Origin of the sequence: Haladaptatus sp. T7, from assembly GCF_026008575.1 — an archaeon.
GTDB classification, from domain to species: domain Archaea; phylum Halobacteriota; class Halobacteria; order Halobacteriales; family Haladaptataceae; genus Haladaptatus; species Haladaptatus paucihalophilus.
Genome location: NZ_BROP01000012.1, coordinates 64,905 through 80,134 on the forward strand (window position 1 = coordinate 64,905; position 15,230 = coordinate 80,134).

Genomic DNA, 15,230 nt, shown 5'->3' on the forward strand with positions numbered 1-15,230 from the left:
ACCAGGGACTGCACTGATCTACTCGTTATGTTAGAGGAACACACCATGTTTCCAGTGAAAGTTGACCGTGAGACGGTGAAAATGGGTTCCAAGAAATAGTACCCCTATTTCGGATGCGACAACCCGTGATAAATATCACGGGTTTGTATTATAGTGATTAACTCAATGGACTTTAACACTGTCTAGATTTATAAATCGTTCTATTCTCTCCCATTTCATATAGGATTCTTGACTGTTTTTACCGGCAATATAGTCCTGTTCCTTCTTCTACCCACCCCACCTTTTCATCCCATTTCACTGGAAACGTGGTGTGTGTGTCTCGACTCAACTAGACAATCGACCAACTGAAATAACCAGCTGAAGATATATTGGGCGGCCAATGTGACCCAATATGATGGTTAACAATCATCGCGCTCGATGTCGTCCTCACATGATGCCTCTACGTCCCTATGTCATCGCTCCGCCATCGCTCCGATAGTAATTCGTGGGTAACGGACCGCGGAGGAAACAGACCGGACTCAGGGGAACGGTCCCGTTTCCGTCTCGATTGACGGGTACCCTCCCGGTCGGCCGTCATTCTCCCGGTCGACAAGCATCCATTTTACGCCCGGAACAGTAAAGGGATTTCACTGGAAACGTGGTGTCCATGAGCGATGCCGACTCGGACGAACTCTTCTCTCGGGAGGACCTCATCTTCGCGAAAAAGGAACTCCTCGAAATAAACCATCTTCCGACTCACGGTCGAATCGTCGGTCGAGATGACGAAATCTCTGCTCTCGCAAACGCTCTGAATCCCGCGTTGTTCAACCAGTCCCCGAGCAACGTCTTGTTGTATGGAAAGACGGGAACCGGGAAATCACTCTGTGCAAAACACGTCTCTCGTCGCCTCGTCGATGAAGCGGACGAGGAAGGAGTCACCGTCGGCGTCGCCTACGTGGACTGCGCTCAAGATAGCACCGAGACACAGGCCGTCCAGACGATTGCGAGTACGACCAACACTCCGGACACGGACATCTCGATTCCCGATAAGGGTATCTCTACCTCGACATACTACAAGCGCCTGTGGCGAATCCTCGACGACCTGTACGATGTGGTCGTGATAATCCTCGACGAAATCGACAAGCTGGAGAACGACGACATCCTGATGCAACTCTCGCGTGCGGGCGAAGCGGGAAAACTCCACAACTGCAAACTCGGCGTCATCGGTATCAGTAACAAGATCAAGTACAAGGATCGGATGGACGAGCGCGTCAAATCGAGCCTCTGTGAGCGCGAATTCGTCTTTCCGCCGTACGACGCAAATCAACTGCGAGCCATCATGGAGGCTCGTAGCGACGCGTTCAAACAGGGGGTTTTGGAACCGGGGACGATTCCGCTCGCGGCTGCACAGGCCGCACAGGAACACGGGGACGCTCGCAAGGCGATCGACATCCTCCGATACGCGGGCGAACTTGCACAGGCAGAAAACGCCGAACGGGTCCGAGAGGAATACGTGAAGAAGGCCCGCGAACGCGCGGAAAACGACCGATTTCGCGAGCTCATCCGCGGCGCGACGCCACACTCGAAATACGCGCTGCAGGCGCTTGCAATTCTTTCACTGGATAACCCCGACGTGGACGCGTTCCGAACGAGTCGGGTGTACGAAGTGTACGAACAGGTCTGCCGACAGATGGACAGCGACCCGCTTTCGACCCGCCGGGTTCGGGACCTACTCCGCGAACAGGCGTTCCTCGACGTTATCGAACAGGCACGTCAAAGCGGCGGGAGTGCGGAGGGTAGCTACACCGAACACAGACTTCTCGAAGATCCGGAAGTGGTGAAAAAGGTTCTCGTTACCGAGGAGTGAACTCAATAGGTTACCGAAGAGTGAATTCAATCGAATACAGAAGGGGATATCCTGTAGGAAATCGAACGCTTCTCTTTACTCTCGCCATCGCTTTCGGCATCGCTCGTCACAGAACGCGTGAATCCGAAATCCGGTTCCATCGTTATCGGCGACCACGGGATGCCATCGGTCGGTCTCGACCCTCGAACCGCAGTAGGAACACGTTTCGACGTTCGCTTCAGTTTTGATGTTTACTTCTGCTTTGATGTTCGCTTCTGCTTTTATCGATTCAACCGTTCGCGTGTCCCGCGTTACGAAGCATCCTTGTCCATCGTTCCCGCTCATCGCTCTGTTCTTGCTTACCACACAACTCTATTCAATTATATAATTTTCTCTTCATCTACTATCGTGGAGCAGGCAACTGAAAATTTGAGTAACTACCGAATTATTTACTATTGTCTTCGCCTCTCTCTTCATCTTCCTTCTCTTCATCTTCCTTCTCCCCTCCTCTCCTCTCCTCTTTCTCCTCCCTTCCCCTCCTCTTTCTCCTCATCTCCCTCATCTTTCCCATTTTCTCTCCTTCCCATTCTTTAATTCTCCATCAAACAAATCCGTGTACGGCTTACGTTTCGATATCCGTTCCAGATTCGGATTCGAACCCCAAGTCGCGATGAACGAATCCCAGCGTGTAGGCGGGAATCGGGTCGGCAATCCGCGCTTGCTGAACCGCTATCTGGAACGTTATTACGCCGAAGACGAGGAGCGCGAGGTTCGCTGATTGGTTGCTCGCGTAGACGAGATCGAACGTGTGTGGTTTCTCAAGTAGCGGATACAGCGGTTTGATACCCATTGGCGTGATGACATCCCCGGCGAGGTGACAACAGATGCCACCGAATCCGGTGACAAATCCGTAAAACGTCTCTTCACCTTTTCCGGCGAGTGTGAGCGGTTCAAAACGGAACGCGACGAGGGCGAGTACCCCTCCCGCGAGAAACGCGGCCCAGATGGTATGTGTAAGCCCTCGATGTGCGAGTTGTGTGATGCGAAGGTCGATATCGGGCGCGAGTCCCATCGGGAGCGCGGTTACGACTACGATCTTCGCTGCTCGTGTTTCATCCCGCGCGACGAGACCGAAAACGACGAATCCGAACACTGACAGTACGATTCCGAGGTGACCGATAGGGTTCATGCGGCCACCGTGTGCTTGACATCCCCTGACATCGAGCAGTACTTTGTATCATCCTTCCCAAAACGTACGGCTTCAACCGTGTACGCTTTAAGACCCGAATCAGCGGTGGTTGAGGACGTCCAGGGCCCCCTCTCGGTTGCCTTTCTCTCTCAGTTGCTTTTCTCTCTCAGTTGTCTTTCTTCTTGACTGCCAACGCGCTCCCGATGAGTTGCTCCGTATCCCTTCGGAGTCGCTGCGAAATCGCCGACGTGGAAATGTCGAGTTCGTGCGCGAGTTCGTTCTGTGAGATTCGACGTGGAATTTCGTAGTACCCGCACTCGAAGGCCATCCGAAGTAGTTGCTTTTGTTTTTCAGTCAGCCCCACGACGTCCGTCTCCTTGTGATCCGTCGCGTTCCCGAGTTGGTTGACGCGAAACGTTACGTCGTTTTCCAGGCAATATTCCCGGAACGAAACGAGCGCTTGTCGAGTCGGTATCTGCATTCGGACGACCCAGCCGCCATCACCGCTCTCCACGTCGAGAATCCGCGCGTCGAGTTCGGGACATCGTGGCGCGATGAGCTTGACGGTAGAAATCGGTTCGAGTCGGTACACGCGACGACCTTCGTACGTTTCGACTAACACCGGGTCGGTGACCGTGTAGTCTTGCTGTAGTTCTCGCTCGAACGTCTCGAACTCTTCACCGCGGACCGAGATGAAGAGGTGCTTCGGCGTCGTTCCGGTCAGGTGTTCGGTTTCGATGGTGACGTCGGTGACGGATTTGATAGTAGGAGAAAGAAGCAGGTCCGGACCTGAGAGAGATACTTCGGCGATAATATCATACAGTTGCCGTTTGATGCCCGTTTCGTCGCTGTTCGTCACCATTGATGTCGATTTCGTCAAACTGTCAGGGTGTGGCTGATTAGTGACATTGTTGGATTCTCCGCTCATCTCTTTTGTATATAATTAACGGCCGACTGATGGATGTTATAGCTATATTTGTAGCCAGTTTCCCCCCGTCCTTCAATATGTATAAATTCGGTCTGATATTCATCGGTCTTCGAACAGCGCGGTAAGCAAGTTTCGTTCCGATGCACGCAGATGACGGTTGAACGTCGGTTGTGAGACACCGAGCGATTCGGCGATTTCCTGCCCGGTACTTTCGCGCGGCCATTCGAAGAACCCACTCCAGTACGCCGTTTCCAGCGCTTCCGATTGACGGTCGGTGAGTCTGTGTCGTAACTGCGCTCGAAAGTCCTGTTTCGTCTGTACCGGGCGATTTCGCTTTCGTCGAGCGATGAGCTCCGTGTTGTCGTAGTGATTTTGAAACGTCTCGACGAAGCGCCGAACGTCGGCCGTCTGTGGGAGTTCGACCGTGAGTCTCGCTTCCGAGCCTTCCGCGGTCGCAGCCTTCGGAACTGCACCGTGGTCGAGCAACAGGGAAATCACGTTTGACCCTGTTATCGTACATTCGAACAAATCCCGCTCGTCGTCTCCTGTGACGTGTCGAATGTCGTTAATGACGAGTGATTGGTCGGAAAACGAGACCACCGATTCCGGAGTGGTCCCCTCCGTCGTGAAAAATAGCCGAAGTGTATCATCCGTCTCGCGGATGACGCTCTCGAACTCGAAGCGACAGTCGGCCATCTGAACGAACTTGATGAGCGTGAACTGCGGGTCGCACACTCGAAACTCCAATTCGACGGCACTGTCGCTGACTAGTGCTTTTTTGCTCTCGACGGCGTTGATGGCGTACCCGACACCTTTCCCGATATCTTCGAGCAGTGCTTGTTCCGCGTCGTTGAACACGTCCGGGTTGCCAGTGTAGACGGTGAGGACGCCGTAGACGCTTCCACCGTAAATGAGCGGAACGCTAACCGCGGCCCTGTATCCTCTCTTCAGGGCTTCCTGTCGCCATGTTTCGTACGGTGGGTTGCCGAGCAAGTCGTCGTCGATTGCCGGCTCTCGTGTCCGAACTGCCCGCCACGCGGTCGTTTGGGCGGTTTCGCTGTTCGTCTCCGAGAGTTCGTCGAGAAATGTCTGTTCGTCTCCGACCCACGTCCGTCCGGTGAGTTCGTCGGTCGTCGCGTCGTACTCGCCGATCCATGCGAACCGATACGGGGACGAGTTCGTCAACCGTTTACAGACGTCGTATTCGATATCGCTCCGAGTATCCGCTTCGACGAGTGCGACGAGGATGTCTCGGATCACCGCTTCTCGACGTTGGGTGCGTTCGAGCGCCGTCTCCGTTTCCGATAGCGCCGCCTCTTGCGTGGTGAGTTCCCACTCGCGGTCGAGACGGGTGAACGCCGTTTCGGCGTTCGAAATCACCATCTCAACCAACGTCGCCTTCGTTCTGTTGGCGTCGGTCTGCGTCTCCTCGGCGACTATCAACGCTCCGTGCCGACCGAGTGGAAAGGCGATCTGACGAGTATCGTTCTCTTCGTCGTTACTGTACTCGGTACGCCGTTCGCCCTCCAGAAAGGCTCGCCAGCCCAACCCACCGTCGGTGTCGAACAGCCGTTCGTCGGGTTCGGAGACGCCTTCCCACGCAACCGGCCGAAGCGCGCCTTGTTCGCTATCGTATCGCGCGACGATAGCAGCCGAGTAGTCGAGGTCCGACTGTGCTATGTCGACGGTCATCTCGGCCACTCGGTCTTCCGTTTCGGCGTCCATCAGCCGTTTCAGTGAATCCTGTACCGCCGAGAGCCGCTTGCGATGACGTATCCGATTCCCGAGACGGTTTACCCGCTGTACTAACGCCTGTCCCTCGCCTGTGAAAGGAATCCACTCCGCTAACTCCCTGTCGAGAACGTCTCGGACGGTCTCGTCCACCCTCTCGGATACGAGGAGGCGTGTAGTGGACGGAGACGACCGTCGAACGTCCTCGAAAAACGACATTACATCCGTATCGTGCGTAGTCGTACAGACAACGCAATCAGCCATCTCGAGTATTTCGTCGGAGATGGGAGTCGTTGCGGTTTCGACGAGGACGTTCGACCGCTCTCGAAGCGTCGTTATCACTCTCTCGTCGTCAGCCGGGGGTACGAAGAGGATACGAACTGCTTCAATCATTGTTTTTCTTCGCTGAAGGGATACCTTGTACGACCGGCGATACTACCTTATTCTTCCGATTCCAGGCAGTAACCGCAGGGTCGATGTTTGACGGCCAATCCGACCAATCTATCTGTACACCCTTCTATGAGCGAAATTTGTAGCCGGACTACCTTAAACCCAGAAATCTATTTCAGATGGTTTCAGATCGTTTCAAACTCCATCAATGTACGGCAGTCAGCTTCTATCGCGGATATCTCGAAGCTGAATTTTGGATTTCATATCTCTGTGACGTATAGGTGTACCGCCTGTCGTCAACCGACAACGGCATACCTCTCTGTAATCTGAATAGAATGGATTCTCCAATTATCATTCGAATCACGACCCCTCGCTTTTTATCCACTTCGTGATTTTCAACCGGTCGCTCGATTCGTTCCTGGCGGATTCACTCTCCCACGGTACCAAACCACTTCCCATTACGAATCTAAGCGGATGTGCTGTCGATCTCCGGGAAATCGCATGACGGCGTTGACTTTTCCTCTATTTAAACTCTATTCCGATATACTAATTTCTTCGCGGTGGTCTTCCGCTGTTGCTGTCTTCGTCGGCCATCAAAATTTTTCCAGTCAACCCGGCGTCGGTTTGCTAGCGATGGGATGCGGTCGCTCTCGTGTTTACTACGGTGAGAATTCGGTACCGATAGCTATCGCTCGCGCCTCGTCCAGTTCTCCGATACTTCTATGTAGGAATTAGTCGGCGTGAGGGGCGACCGTTTCGGTCTCCTCGCTCATCATACTCGTCGTGAGATCGTTTGCCAGTTTGAGCACTGCTTCTCGGTGGTCGTTTTTCGAATGGTGAATAGAAGTTGGCCGCGTCGTTTGTTCGTCGTATGCCGAGAGGTCGAAAGTAGAATCGGTCTGTGTCTCAAACCGGTTTCGTACTTCCGAAAGCAGTCCGTGCAGATGAATAAGCTCTTGTTTTTTCATCCCGACGACAACTAATGACCGAACCCCTATAGTATTTCCTTGAGACATCCTCGCATACGATGACGTGCGGAATCGGACGGAGCATTTCGCCTCCGTTTTTACCCGCCGAATACTGATTGTGAAAAAGAAAAACTCGGTAGCAGTTTTTTTGCGTTATCGGTGAGCGCCCTGAACCCTGACTGTCTCGGATTCGGTTGTTCGACGGACGGTTCTGGGAGCGACCCAACTGGGGCTATCCGAGGGCGGATCATTCGTCGAGAGGGGGACTGGTGTTTTCCTCGGTTGCGGTCACGCTTTCACCCGCTAAATTCTTCGTACGACACCGACCCCTCTTCGAGGATCGGCTTCGTCTTCGGAACCTCTCCGTCCGGTGGCATACTGCCGTCGGCAGGGCCGCCCGGTTTTCCGACGATGATGCGTCCGACCATTCCGAGCGGCTTGTGCGGAATACAGTAGTAATCGTGCGTTCCGACGGCGTTGAACGTGTGTTCGTACGATTCGCCTTTTTGGAGAACTTTGCTTCCCCACGCGGGGGCATCCTCGGGAATCCGAGTGGTTTCGGCGTAGATGTTGTCCGGGTGGTAGGCCGACGCCGAGTGGTTGCCACTCTTCACGACGAACGTCACGCTATCGCCCGGTTTGAGGTACAACCCGATCGGGTCGAAGTACGACCCGTTCCCGCCGGTTTTCATCTCTACCGTGGTCGTTCCGCCTTCTGGACCGGACGTCGGCGTCGCAATCTCGTCGTCCCCGTTGAGCGTCGAACAGCCACCGAGCGCCGCGACGCCGACTGTGGCGACGAACTGTCGTCGATTCATACCGATTGAATTTCGAGTGTATGATAAGTGGGTTCCGATGTGACCAGTGCGCCAGTCGCCAGTCGCCAGTCGCCCGTCTGCCGTTCATCCTTCCGCCGATAACCCGTCTGCCGCTCTTTTTATGCTCATACCGACCGAAGTGCTAACGGGATGTTGGGACAAACAGGGCGATTCTGGGTGGGTGCGGCTCTGTTCCTGATCGGTGCCGTGCTCCTCTTCGAGAATTTCGTTCCCGGCGTGAACGCACCGCTGATACTGGTCGCGATCGGGGTGTTGGTACTCGCCGTCGGAACGCTCATCATCGCTGTTGCACGCCGACAGCGCCCCGTCTGAACTCGGTGCATGGTCGCTGTGCTGTCGCCACCGGTAGGTAGTGGCTTCGTTGGCACGTCGGCCCCGTCGTCGAACTGCGCTATCGTACGCGTCAAGCACTTCCCACGTCCCGTCAAAACTGTCCATCCTCTCAAAACCATCAAAATCATCAAAACCATCAAAATTATCTATCCTGTCCACTCGTTACCACTTCCACTCCCACTCGACCTAACTGAACTAGCAGAACTGTAACAACCGACAAAACAATCATAGCTGTCCAAACTATCAAAACCGCCCGGCTCCTCCAGATACGCCCGTTTCTCTTCGCCAGTTTGTATAGCAAAACTAGTTTTGATAGTTCTGATTGTTTGGCTCCTGTGGCTATATGCCATTTTTAGCGCCTGTGACGTCGTTTTATAGGTTTATTTGTGAACGTCTGACGCGGTTTTATGTTGTTTGGACGGTTTTGCGGTTTTGTATGTCCGACACAGCCAAAATTGCCGTCTCGAACCAGAAAGGCGGGGTCGGGAAGACGACTGTGGCGATCAACGTCGCGGGAGCGTTGAATCAGCGAGGGCACGACGTGCTCTTCGTCGACCTCGACCCACAGGGGAACGCCACTGAAGGGCTCGGATTGGAGGCCGAGTACGAGGCACAACCCCCGACCCTGTTCGATGCGCTGACCGACCACGAGGAACGCGAGGACGTCGATTCGCTCATCGTCTCCCACGAGGAGATGGACGTGCTTCCGAGCAACATCGACATGACCAGCGTCGAGCCGGAACTCACCATGGCGATGCGTGGTCGGGAACGGCTGACGCAGGTCCTTGATGCGCTCGATGCTGACTACGACGTCATCATCATCGACTGCCCGCCGTATCTCGGAAACCTCACCGATAACGCCCTGCTCGCCGCCGGAAACGTTCTCATTCCGGCGCTCGCGGAGTCGACGAGCAAGCGTGCGTTGGAAATCCTGTTCGACCAGATGGAAGTCCTCGAAGCGGAGTACGACACGCAGATCCGTGACCTCGGACTCGTCGCTAACCGCGTCGAGACGACCAACGAAGCGGACGCGATGCTCACGTGGTTCGACGAGGTGTTCACCGACATCCCCGTCTGGGAGGTCAGAAAACGGGTGACGCTCCAACGTGCGTTCTCGGCCGGTTGTTCTCTGTTCGAAGTCGAGGAGGAGTGTGATATGACCGCCGTGTTCCTCACTATCGCCGAGGACCTCGAACGGCAGTTCGGATCGATGGAGATGTCCGCATGAGCGACGAGAGCCGCGCCGACCGTCTCCGTCGCCGTCGCGCGCAGCGTGACAAACAGTCCGCGGCGTCCGAATCCACCGAACCGGCCGACTCGGTGTCGGGAGGTGAAACGGGTGTGGCGTCCGACCCGTCGGAAACCGACGATGAAACCGACGACGCCGATTCCACCGCGTCTGAGAGCGTCAAGGAAACTCGCGTCGGGACCTACATGTATCTCCCCGAAGAGCAGCGCTCCGAGCTGAACTTCCGCTACAAGGAGCTTAATCTCGCCTACGAACGAGCGGTCGGCGAGGAACTGGAGAAAAATCGCCACTTCTATCCGCTGGTCGTTCAGGCCGGTCTCGAGGCGCTCGACGGTATCGACGGCGAGGCGATTCGGGAGCGCCTGGACCGTTTCGAGTGAATTAGGAATCTCCGCGTTGAACGCCGTCGCTTTTCAGTTCGGGAAACGGTCGAGGACCGTGAGAAGCAGCGTCGCTACTGTTCGAGGAGCGCTCGAACCTCTTCCTCGCGTTCATCATTCGTGATGAACTTCCGGAACCGCCACTCGAACGAGTCGAGCAGGACCGCGATTCCGTCGTCGGTGATGGCGTACTCGTTCGTTCGCTTGTCCAGTTCGCTCTTCTCGACCAGTCCACGCTCGATGAGCGTGTCGAGGTTGGGGTACAAGCGACCGTGGTTTACCTCCTCGTCGTAGTAATCTTCGAGCTCGCGCTTGATGGCGAGACCGTATCGAGATTCCTCCGAGAGTACTATCAGGACGTTCTGTTGGAACGCGGTGAGGTCGCGCGCGGTTTCCACGTTACTAACGGTTTCTGCCTCTGACATGGTAGTATGGTGTGATATTCATTGACAGAGGATATAAAACTTCCTACTCCGAGCAATATTTATGAATTCTATTATAAATATTATATAACAGCAATCCTCTGGCCAAAGATAATTGTGTTATTCTGGCTGTTATTTGGGGCGATAGTTAATCGGATTGAACTCTCCCGTAACTCTCAATGCTTGCTTTTTGGCCGTTAGATAAGTACCTGTCGGAAAGAGTGTGACGAAATAATACAATACCATTTGATTGTCGGGTTGTTGTCATTCGACTGCCTCTAACTGCTCTCCATCAGTCTTGGGCGGCGTCGATCGATGCAATTCGGCTTCGACTTCTTTGAGCGTGGATTCGGCCTCGTCTATCGGCTCGTCTAACAGGTCTAACTGTATCTGTAGGTCACAGTCACGGCAGTACGCATCGCCCACGATTCCCTTCTCGTCGTCCTGCCAGATATCGACACGAAATCGTCGATTGGTACACTCCGCCGATGGACATTCGACCTCCCCAGAATTTAACATCGATTCGAGATTGTCCTCGACGAGTTCAATAATATCAATCATAATGCCGAATCAGTCACCGAAATGCTTAAACTTGCTTGCAAATATCGCGTATGATAATCGATTCTGACATCCTCTATATCGGCAACGGTGTCGGAAAACACGCCAATCATATAATTTAGCTGGTGTATAACAAAGTAGATACCACTCTTCGTCTCCGGTACGCCCAAGACGGGCGTCCCATGTGCGTTACGGTAACCGACTCGCTCGGCGTTGCCGGAGGCGATGGCCGTGGGCTGGCATCCCACCTTGTGTCACCATCCTCCTACGAAAGTTCTCCTTCCGGGCGGGCGTTTCCGTTCGCTTTCGATGAAATGTTCTGATGTCCTTCACCACGTTCTACTCGTCGGTATCTTTCGTCTCGGCGAACAGCGACGGAGTGAACCTCCGTCCCGATTCGCATGGAAATATCCAACAATGTGTTCTCCCCCAGCAGCCACGCCCGAGGGAGAGGGAGAATGCCAGACGTTCACACAACTCCTATCGTCTCGCGTCCGATGTCCAAACGGCGTCACGTGATATTCGAGTCAAGTAGATTCAACCGGAATCCACTGTTCGATGACGGACGCGTCTACGCTCGTCGAATTCCCTGAGATCCGACGGCGCCAACCGGTCTCGCGACTAGTCGAAGACGCCGACCGTGTGTAAAAATTCGGCTGGATGTGTGAAGTGCTTAAACGCCTAGTGGATACCGAGGGCTTCGATCTGCTCTTGGTACCGGTTTCGGATGGTGACTTCCGTCACCTGTGCGACGTCAGCAACCTCTCGTTGGGTCTTTTTCTCGTTACACAGAAGCGAGGCGGCATAAATCGCGGCGGCGGCGTAACCGGTCGGCGATTTCCCGGAGAGAAGCCCCTGTTCCGCGGTCGTATCGATGATCTCGTTCGCTTTGGACTGCACTTCTTCACTGACACCGAGGTCGGAACAGAATCGAGGAACGTACTGCTTCGGGTCGACCGGCTTCATTTCGAGGCCGAGTTCTTGGGAGATGTATCGATATGTTCGACCGATCTCCTTCTGATCCACCCGTGAGACCTCCGCGACTTCTTCGAGGCTTCGTGGGATACCCTCCTGCCGACAGGCGGCGTACAGCGTGCTCGTTGCGACGCCTTCGATGGAGCGTCCGCGAATCAGGTCTTCGGCCAATGCACGTCGGTAGATGACCGACGCGACTTCGCGTACCGACCGTGGGACACCCAGCGCGGATGCCATCCGGTCGATTTCGGAGAGCGCGAACTGCAGGTTGCGCTCGCCCGCGTCCTTCGTCCGAATGCGCTCTTGCCACTTGCGCAGTCGGTGCATCTGACTTCGTTTTTCCGACGACAGCGACCGACCGTACGCGTCCTGGTTCTTCCAGTCGATGGTCGTGGTCAGTCCTTTGTCGTGCATCGTCTGCGTGGTTGGCGCTCCCACGCGCGACTTGCTCTGGCGCTCGCTGTGGTTGAACGCGCGCCACTCGGGCCCGCGGTCGACGTGATCTTCTTCGACGACCAGTCCACAGTCGTCACAGACGAGTTCGGACTGGTCCGCACTGTTAACGAGGTTTTTCGACCCGCACTCGGGACATCCCGTGACCCCCTCCTCCTCCTCGGTTTCGGTTTGCTCCGCGCGGCGCTCCCGTTGGCGAGTGGACCGTTTCATCAACGTTCTATACTCAATGCAAACATTTAAATCCCCGGATGGTACCTCATGCGTGTCTTTCAGCTACCATAGATATCCTCATCCTGAAAACACGTAGACCGCGGCGTGGTCCGGTTAACGTCTCTATTATCTGTACTGCCGATGGCCTAATTTAGCTCTCACGTGGACTTCGCCAAGCGCGAGATTTCGACCATCGTATCGTTGCTGTCGGGGTTCGAATCTCGGAAGGTCCAGGAGCGGTCGAACGTCATCCCTTCGTCTTGTCCTTTCATCAGCAGCTCGTCGAGCGCGAGTTTGAAATCGGCGGCCGTCGTCTCCTCGGATACGGATGGTTGACTCGGCGTCGGCTCGGCTAGTTCGGGTCGCGGGGCGAGGCTCGTTATCTCCACCATCACGTCGTCGTGTTTCTCGTGGCGGAAGGTCCACGAGCGGTCGAGTTCTACGTCGTTGTCTCGTGCCGTGGAGACGAGGACTTCGAGGGTTCGCTCGAACTCCTCTGGAGAGGCTGCCCAGGCGGGTATGTGGTTTGCCTGGCTCATTTCGATTTCTCCTACGCACATACCCTACATAAACTCGGAATGCCGTCCCGTCTAGTTTCGGTCCTTCTCACCGTTTGAAACAGTTCGAAACGGTCTGGGAGCGCGTCACCGGTTTATTATCGCTCCTGATTTTGATGGAGAATGTCATGAGAGCGAGGGAGAAACTCTCGATCCAATCCGACGGACGGGTTTCCGTCGACGAGTCACCCGTCGAAAACGAGCTATCGACTGATGACGTGTTCCACCTGCTACAGAGTCAGCGACGCCGCGCTGCGATTCGCTATCTCTGGGATACGGACGGACCGGTCGAGATGCGCGACCTCGCGGAACAGGTCGCCGCGTGGGAAAACGATACGACCGTCCACGCGCTCACCTCGGACGAACGTCAGCGAGCGTACATCCCGTTGTACCAATCTCACCTGCCGAAACTCGACGAAGAAGGGGTCATCGACTACGACAAAAACCGGGGTATCGTGAAGAAAACTCCCCTCGTGTCACAGTTAGAACGCTACCTCGATGCCGGCCGCGGCCCCGACATCGAACCCGAGGATGAGGAGCGTCGATGGAATACGTACTATCTGACCGTTTCCCTCTTCGGGTCGGTTCTGTTCATCGGTGCCGCTTTTCGATTTCCGCTTTTGTCCCTCGTTCCCAGTCTCGCTGCTGTGACTTTCGTTCTCGCCGCGTTTTGGTCCGTTTCGGTTACTCACTCGCTTTCCGTGTGATTCCTACCCGTGGTTACCGCGATTTATCCAGGCAGTTCTCGCAGATATCTACGCTCGCTTGGAGATAGGTTCCCTTTTCCTCCAACTCCATTTCGATGCGTGTTACTGGGACGTAATCCTTACAGTACGCGCAACGTTCGATAGCGTCCACCCGGTTTGATATGTCGTGGTTTCTCGGCATAGTGTGCGTTTCCCGTCTCTACCCGACGGCCATTAGATGGAGTATGAAAAGGAACCCCCCAAAAGGTATGCGTTAGTATTTCCGTGTTTTAAGTACAAACGACCTGTAAGGGGGGAAAAGGGGTCGGTCGTTAGTCCGCGAGTTCGGCGCTTTCTTTCTCGCTGACGTACTTCGATTCCCACTCACGACGCGCTTCGATCTCTCGCTGTCCGCGCCGGGTGAGGGTGTAGTAGTTGGTTCGACGGTCCACTTGCCCCTTCTCGACCAATCCTTTGTCGACCAACGTATCGAGGTTCGGGTAGAGCCGCCCGTGGTGGATGTCCTTCTCGTAGTAATCTTCGAGCTCTTCTTTGATGGCGAGTCCGTGTGGTTCGGTCAACCCGTTGATGACGTACAACAGGTCTCGCTGGAAGCCAGTCAGGTCGTACATGTTCGGCTCGATGTTATGTCTACAGGGTATTAGTTAAGTGCATGATAATGCCCTCCTCAGGCGATGAAAAACGGATTAAACGGTTCGTTTGAAACTAGACAATTCTACCATCATTACAAAGTTTCATCATAATGGGTGCGTTCGTGTAATCCGTCACGAACTATCCGTTTACTCTCGGCCAAAGATAATATATGCGACGAGTCATCACGTGGCTACAATATGAAGAAACAGGAGCTGATCCACGTTCACGGCTTACTCGCGGCGGTTCGAAACCAGTACGAGGAGCGGAGTGGACGAACGGTAGACCTATCCGAGTACGAGCAAACTGGGGTAAAACCGACATCGATACATCATTCGAAAACCGCCCATCAGGAGGCCATCTTCGCACTCGTTGACTGCCTCACTGACACGATGGCGGCGGAAGAAAAACAGCTAACATCACACGCTGACTGATCGGTGCCATACTGGTTCGGTGCGTCGTCGTTTCGGTCCCGTCTATTCTTCGCGCGCCGTCCACCCCGACATGAATTGGGCGAGGGTTACGAACGAAAACATGGCGATAATGACGGCGCCGATAGCGACGCTCGGGAGCGTGGCGAGGACGGGGATGTCAAGGACAGCACCGGCGAGGACGATGGTGCTGAACGTCGAAACGCCGAGGTAGTAAAATTCCCACGGTGGTTCTCGACCGATCTCCTCGTGGTCGGTTTTCTCTGCTTCGACGGAGAGATACCGGTCGAGTTGGTCCGCAAGTTTCGTCCGTTTGACCGTCCCGCGGCTCTGGTCGTAGTCGATGATTCCTTCCTCGTCGAGTTTCGGCAGGTGTGACTGATAAAGTGGAATGTACACGCGCTGGCGTTCGTCCGAGGTGAGCGCCTGCACGGTCGTGTCGTTCTCCCACG

Annotated in this window: 18 protein-coding genes; 6 read left to right on the plus strand and 12 right to left on the minus strand. The window is 54.9% G+C overall.

Annotation, left to right across the window (positions count from 1 at the left end; all coding sequences use genetic code 11):
- Nucleotides 1-646: 646 nt before the first annotated feature.
- Nucleotides 647-1,846, plus strand: a complete 1,200-nt coding sequence (locus OPC11_RS21700; protein WP_007981196.1) for an orc1/cdc6 family replication initiation protein — start codon at nt 647-649, stop codon at nt 1,844-1,846.
- A 424-nt stretch (nt 1,847-2,270) separates the two neighbouring features.
- Here OPC11_RS21700 and OPC11_RS21705 read toward each other — a convergent pair whose 3' ends face one another.
- From OPC11_RS21705 to OPC11_RS21730, 6 genes are all read right to left on the minus strand, one after another.
- On the minus strand, nt 2,271-2,396 hold the full coding sequence (locus tag OPC11_RS21705; protein WP_264783385.1) for a hypothetical protein: 126 nt from the start codon (nt 2,394-2,396) through the stop codon (nt 2,271-2,273).
- Between the two features lie 51 nt (nt 2,397-2,447).
- On the minus strand, nt 2,448-3,014 hold the full coding sequence (locus OPC11_RS21710; protein WP_264783386.1) for a metal-dependent hydrolase: 567 nt from the start codon (nt 3,012-3,014) through the stop codon (nt 2,448-2,450).
- Nucleotides 3,015-3,180: 166 nt separating this feature from the next.
- Complete coding sequence (locus OPC11_RS21715; protein ID WP_264783387.1) at nt 3,181-3,876, minus strand: helix-turn-helix domain-containing protein; 696 nt, start codon at nt 3,874-3,876, stop codon at nt 3,181-3,183.
- Nucleotides 3,877-4,041: 165 nt separating this feature from the next.
- Nucleotides 4,042-6,066, minus strand: a complete 2,025-nt coding sequence (locus tag OPC11_RS21720; RefSeq protein ID WP_264783388.1) for a bacterio-opsin activator domain-containing protein — start codon at nt 6,064-6,066, stop codon at nt 4,042-4,044.
- Between the two features lie 728 nt (nt 6,067-6,794).
- Nucleotides 6,795-7,031, minus strand: coding sequence for a UPF0058 family protein (locus OPC11_RS21725; protein WP_007981201.1), 237 nt, complete (start codon nt 7,029-7,031; stop codon nt 6,795-6,797).
- Between the two features lie 296 nt (nt 7,032-7,327).
- Nucleotides 7,328-7,849, minus strand: a complete 522-nt coding sequence (locus OPC11_RS21730) for a plastocyanin/azurin family copper-binding protein (protein WP_264783389.1) — start codon at nt 7,847-7,849, stop codon at nt 7,328-7,330.
- Between the two features lie 150 nt (nt 7,850-7,999).
- Between OPC11_RS21730 and OPC11_RS21735 the strand changes: the two genes are divergently transcribed.
- The 3 genes from OPC11_RS21735 (at nt 8,000) to OPC11_RS21745 (ending at nt 9,832) form a co-directional block, all read left to right on the plus strand.
- The gene (locus tag OPC11_RS21735; protein ID WP_007981203.1) at nt 8,000-8,182 is read left to right on the plus strand and encodes a hypothetical protein; all 183 of its coding nucleotides are present in this window, start codon (nt 8,000-8,002) and stop codon (nt 8,180-8,182) included.
- 457 nt (nt 8,183-8,639) lie between these two features.
- Nucleotides 8,640-9,431, plus strand: a complete 792-nt coding sequence (locus OPC11_RS21740; protein WP_007981204.1) for a ParA family protein — start codon at nt 8,640-8,642, stop codon at nt 9,429-9,431.
- Nucleotides 9,428-9,832: a hypothetical protein gene (locus OPC11_RS21745; RefSeq protein WP_007981205.1), complete on the plus strand. Its 405-nt coding sequence runs from the start codon at nt 9,428-9,430 to the stop codon at nt 9,830-9,832. The genes OPC11_RS21740 and OPC11_RS21745 overlap by 4 nt, the downstream gene beginning before the upstream one ends.
- A 74-nt stretch (nt 9,833-9,906) precedes the next feature.
- Here the strand turns inward: OPC11_RS21745 and OPC11_RS21750 are convergent, their stop codons facing one another.
- From OPC11_RS21750 to OPC11_RS21765, 4 genes are all read right to left on the minus strand, one after another.
- A complete protein-coding gene (locus OPC11_RS21750; RefSeq protein ID WP_264783390.1) occupies nt 9,907-10,257 on the minus strand; it encodes a PadR family transcriptional regulator in 351 nt (116 codons plus the stop codon).
- A 261-nt stretch (nt 10,258-10,518) separates the two neighbouring features.
- Nucleotides 10,519-10,815, minus strand: a complete 297-nt coding sequence (locus tag OPC11_RS21755; protein WP_007981207.1) for a hypothetical protein — start codon at nt 10,813-10,815, stop codon at nt 10,519-10,521.
- Nucleotides 10,816-11,493: 678 nt separating this feature from the next.
- Nucleotides 11,494-12,453 (minus strand): transcription initiation factor IIB, encoded by a 960-nt coding sequence (locus OPC11_RS21760; protein ID WP_007981208.1) that lies wholly within the window; start codon nt 12,451-12,453, stop codon nt 11,494-11,496.
- Nucleotides 12,454-12,611: 158 nt separating this feature from the next.
- The gene (locus OPC11_RS21765; RefSeq protein ID WP_264783391.1) at nt 12,612-12,992 is read right to left on the minus strand and encodes a hypothetical protein; all 381 of its coding nucleotides are present in this window, start codon (nt 12,990-12,992) and stop codon (nt 12,612-12,614) included.
- 146 nt (nt 12,993-13,138) lie between these two features.
- Here OPC11_RS21765 and OPC11_RS21770 point away from each other — a divergent pair, with 146 nt between their 5' ends.
- Entirely contained in the window at nt 13,139-13,717 is a 579-nt protein-coding gene (locus tag OPC11_RS21770) for a hypothetical protein (protein ID WP_264783392.1), read from the plus strand.
- Between the two features lie 311 nt (nt 13,718-14,028).
- On the opposite strand, the gene OPC11_RS21775 is transcribed toward OPC11_RS21770, so the two are convergent.
- Nucleotides 14,029-14,328, minus strand: coding sequence for a PadR family transcriptional regulator (locus OPC11_RS21775; protein ID WP_007981213.1), 300 nt, complete (start codon nt 14,326-14,328; stop codon nt 14,029-14,031).
- A gap of 219 nt (nt 14,329-14,547) precedes the next feature.
- On the opposite strand from OPC11_RS21775, the gene OPC11_RS21780 reads away from it, so the two are divergent.
- Complete coding sequence (locus OPC11_RS21780) at nt 14,548-14,781, plus strand: UPF0058 family protein (RefSeq protein WP_007981215.1); 234 nt, start codon at nt 14,548-14,550, stop codon at nt 14,779-14,781.
- A 42-nt stretch (nt 14,782-14,823) separates the two neighbouring features.
- Here the strand turns inward: OPC11_RS21780 and OPC11_RS21785 are convergent.
- Nucleotides 14,824-15,230: hypothetical protein (locus tag OPC11_RS21785; protein WP_264783393.1), on the minus strand; the 407-nt coding region annotated here is incomplete at its 5' end.

Coding starts and splice junctions, on each gene's coding strand:
- OPC11_RS21700 (WP_007981196.1), top strand. CDS start 647: ATGAGCGATGCCGACTCGGACGAACTCTTCTCTCGGGAGGACCTCATC.
- OPC11_RS21705 (WP_264783385.1), bottom strand. CDS start 2,396: ATGGGAAAGATGAGGGAGATGAGGAGAAAGAGGAGGGGAAGGGAGGAG.
- OPC11_RS21710 (WP_264783386.1), bottom strand. CDS start 3,014: ATGAACCCTATCGGTCACCTCGGAATCGTACTGTCAGTGTTCGGATTC.
- OPC11_RS21715 (WP_264783387.1), bottom strand. CDS start 3,876: ATGGTGACGAACAGCGACGAAACGGGCATCAAACGGCAACTGTATGAT.
- OPC11_RS21720 (WP_264783388.1), bottom strand. CDS start 6,066: ATGATTGAAGCAGTTCGTATCCTCTTCGTACCCCCGGCTGACGACGAG.
- OPC11_RS21725 (WP_007981201.1), bottom strand. CDS start 7,031: ATGAAAAAACAAGAGCTTATTCATCTGCACGGACTGCTTTCGGAAGTA.
- OPC11_RS21730 (WP_264783389.1), bottom strand. CDS start 7,849: ATGAATCGACGACAGTTCGTCGCCACAGTCGGCGTCGCGGCGCTCGGT.
- OPC11_RS21735 (WP_007981203.1), top strand. CDS start 8,000: ATGTTGGGACAAACAGGGCGATTCTGGGTGGGTGCGGCTCTGTTCCTG.
- OPC11_RS21740 (WP_007981204.1), top strand. CDS start 8,640: ATGTCCGACACAGCCAAAATTGCCGTCTCGAACCAGAAAGGCGGGGTC.
- OPC11_RS21745 (WP_007981205.1), top strand. CDS start 9,428: ATGAGCGACGAGAGCCGCGCCGACCGTCTCCGTCGCCGTCGCGCGCAG.
- OPC11_RS21750 (WP_264783390.1), bottom strand. CDS start 10,257: ATGTCAGAGGCAGAAACCGTTAGTAACGTGGAAACCGCGCGCGACCTC.
- OPC11_RS21755 (WP_007981207.1), bottom strand. CDS start 10,815: ATGATTGATATTATTGAACTCGTCGAGGACAATCTCGAATCGATGTTA.
- OPC11_RS21760 (WP_007981208.1), bottom strand. CDS start 12,453: ATGAAACGGTCCACTCGCCAACGGGAGCGCCGCGCGGAGCAAACCGAA.
- OPC11_RS21765 (WP_264783391.1), bottom strand. CDS start 12,992: ATGAGCCAGGCAAACCACATACCCGCCTGGGCAGCCTCTCCAGAGGAG.
- OPC11_RS21770 (WP_264783392.1), top strand. CDS start 13,139: ATGAGAGCGAGGGAGAAACTCTCGATCCAATCCGACGGACGGGTTTCC.
- OPC11_RS21775 (WP_007981213.1), bottom strand. CDS start 14,328: ATGTACGACCTGACTGGCTTCCAGCGAGACCTGTTGTACGTCATCAAC.
- OPC11_RS21780 (WP_007981215.1), top strand. CDS start 14,548: ATGAAGAAACAGGAGCTGATCCACGTTCACGGCTTACTCGCGGCGGTT.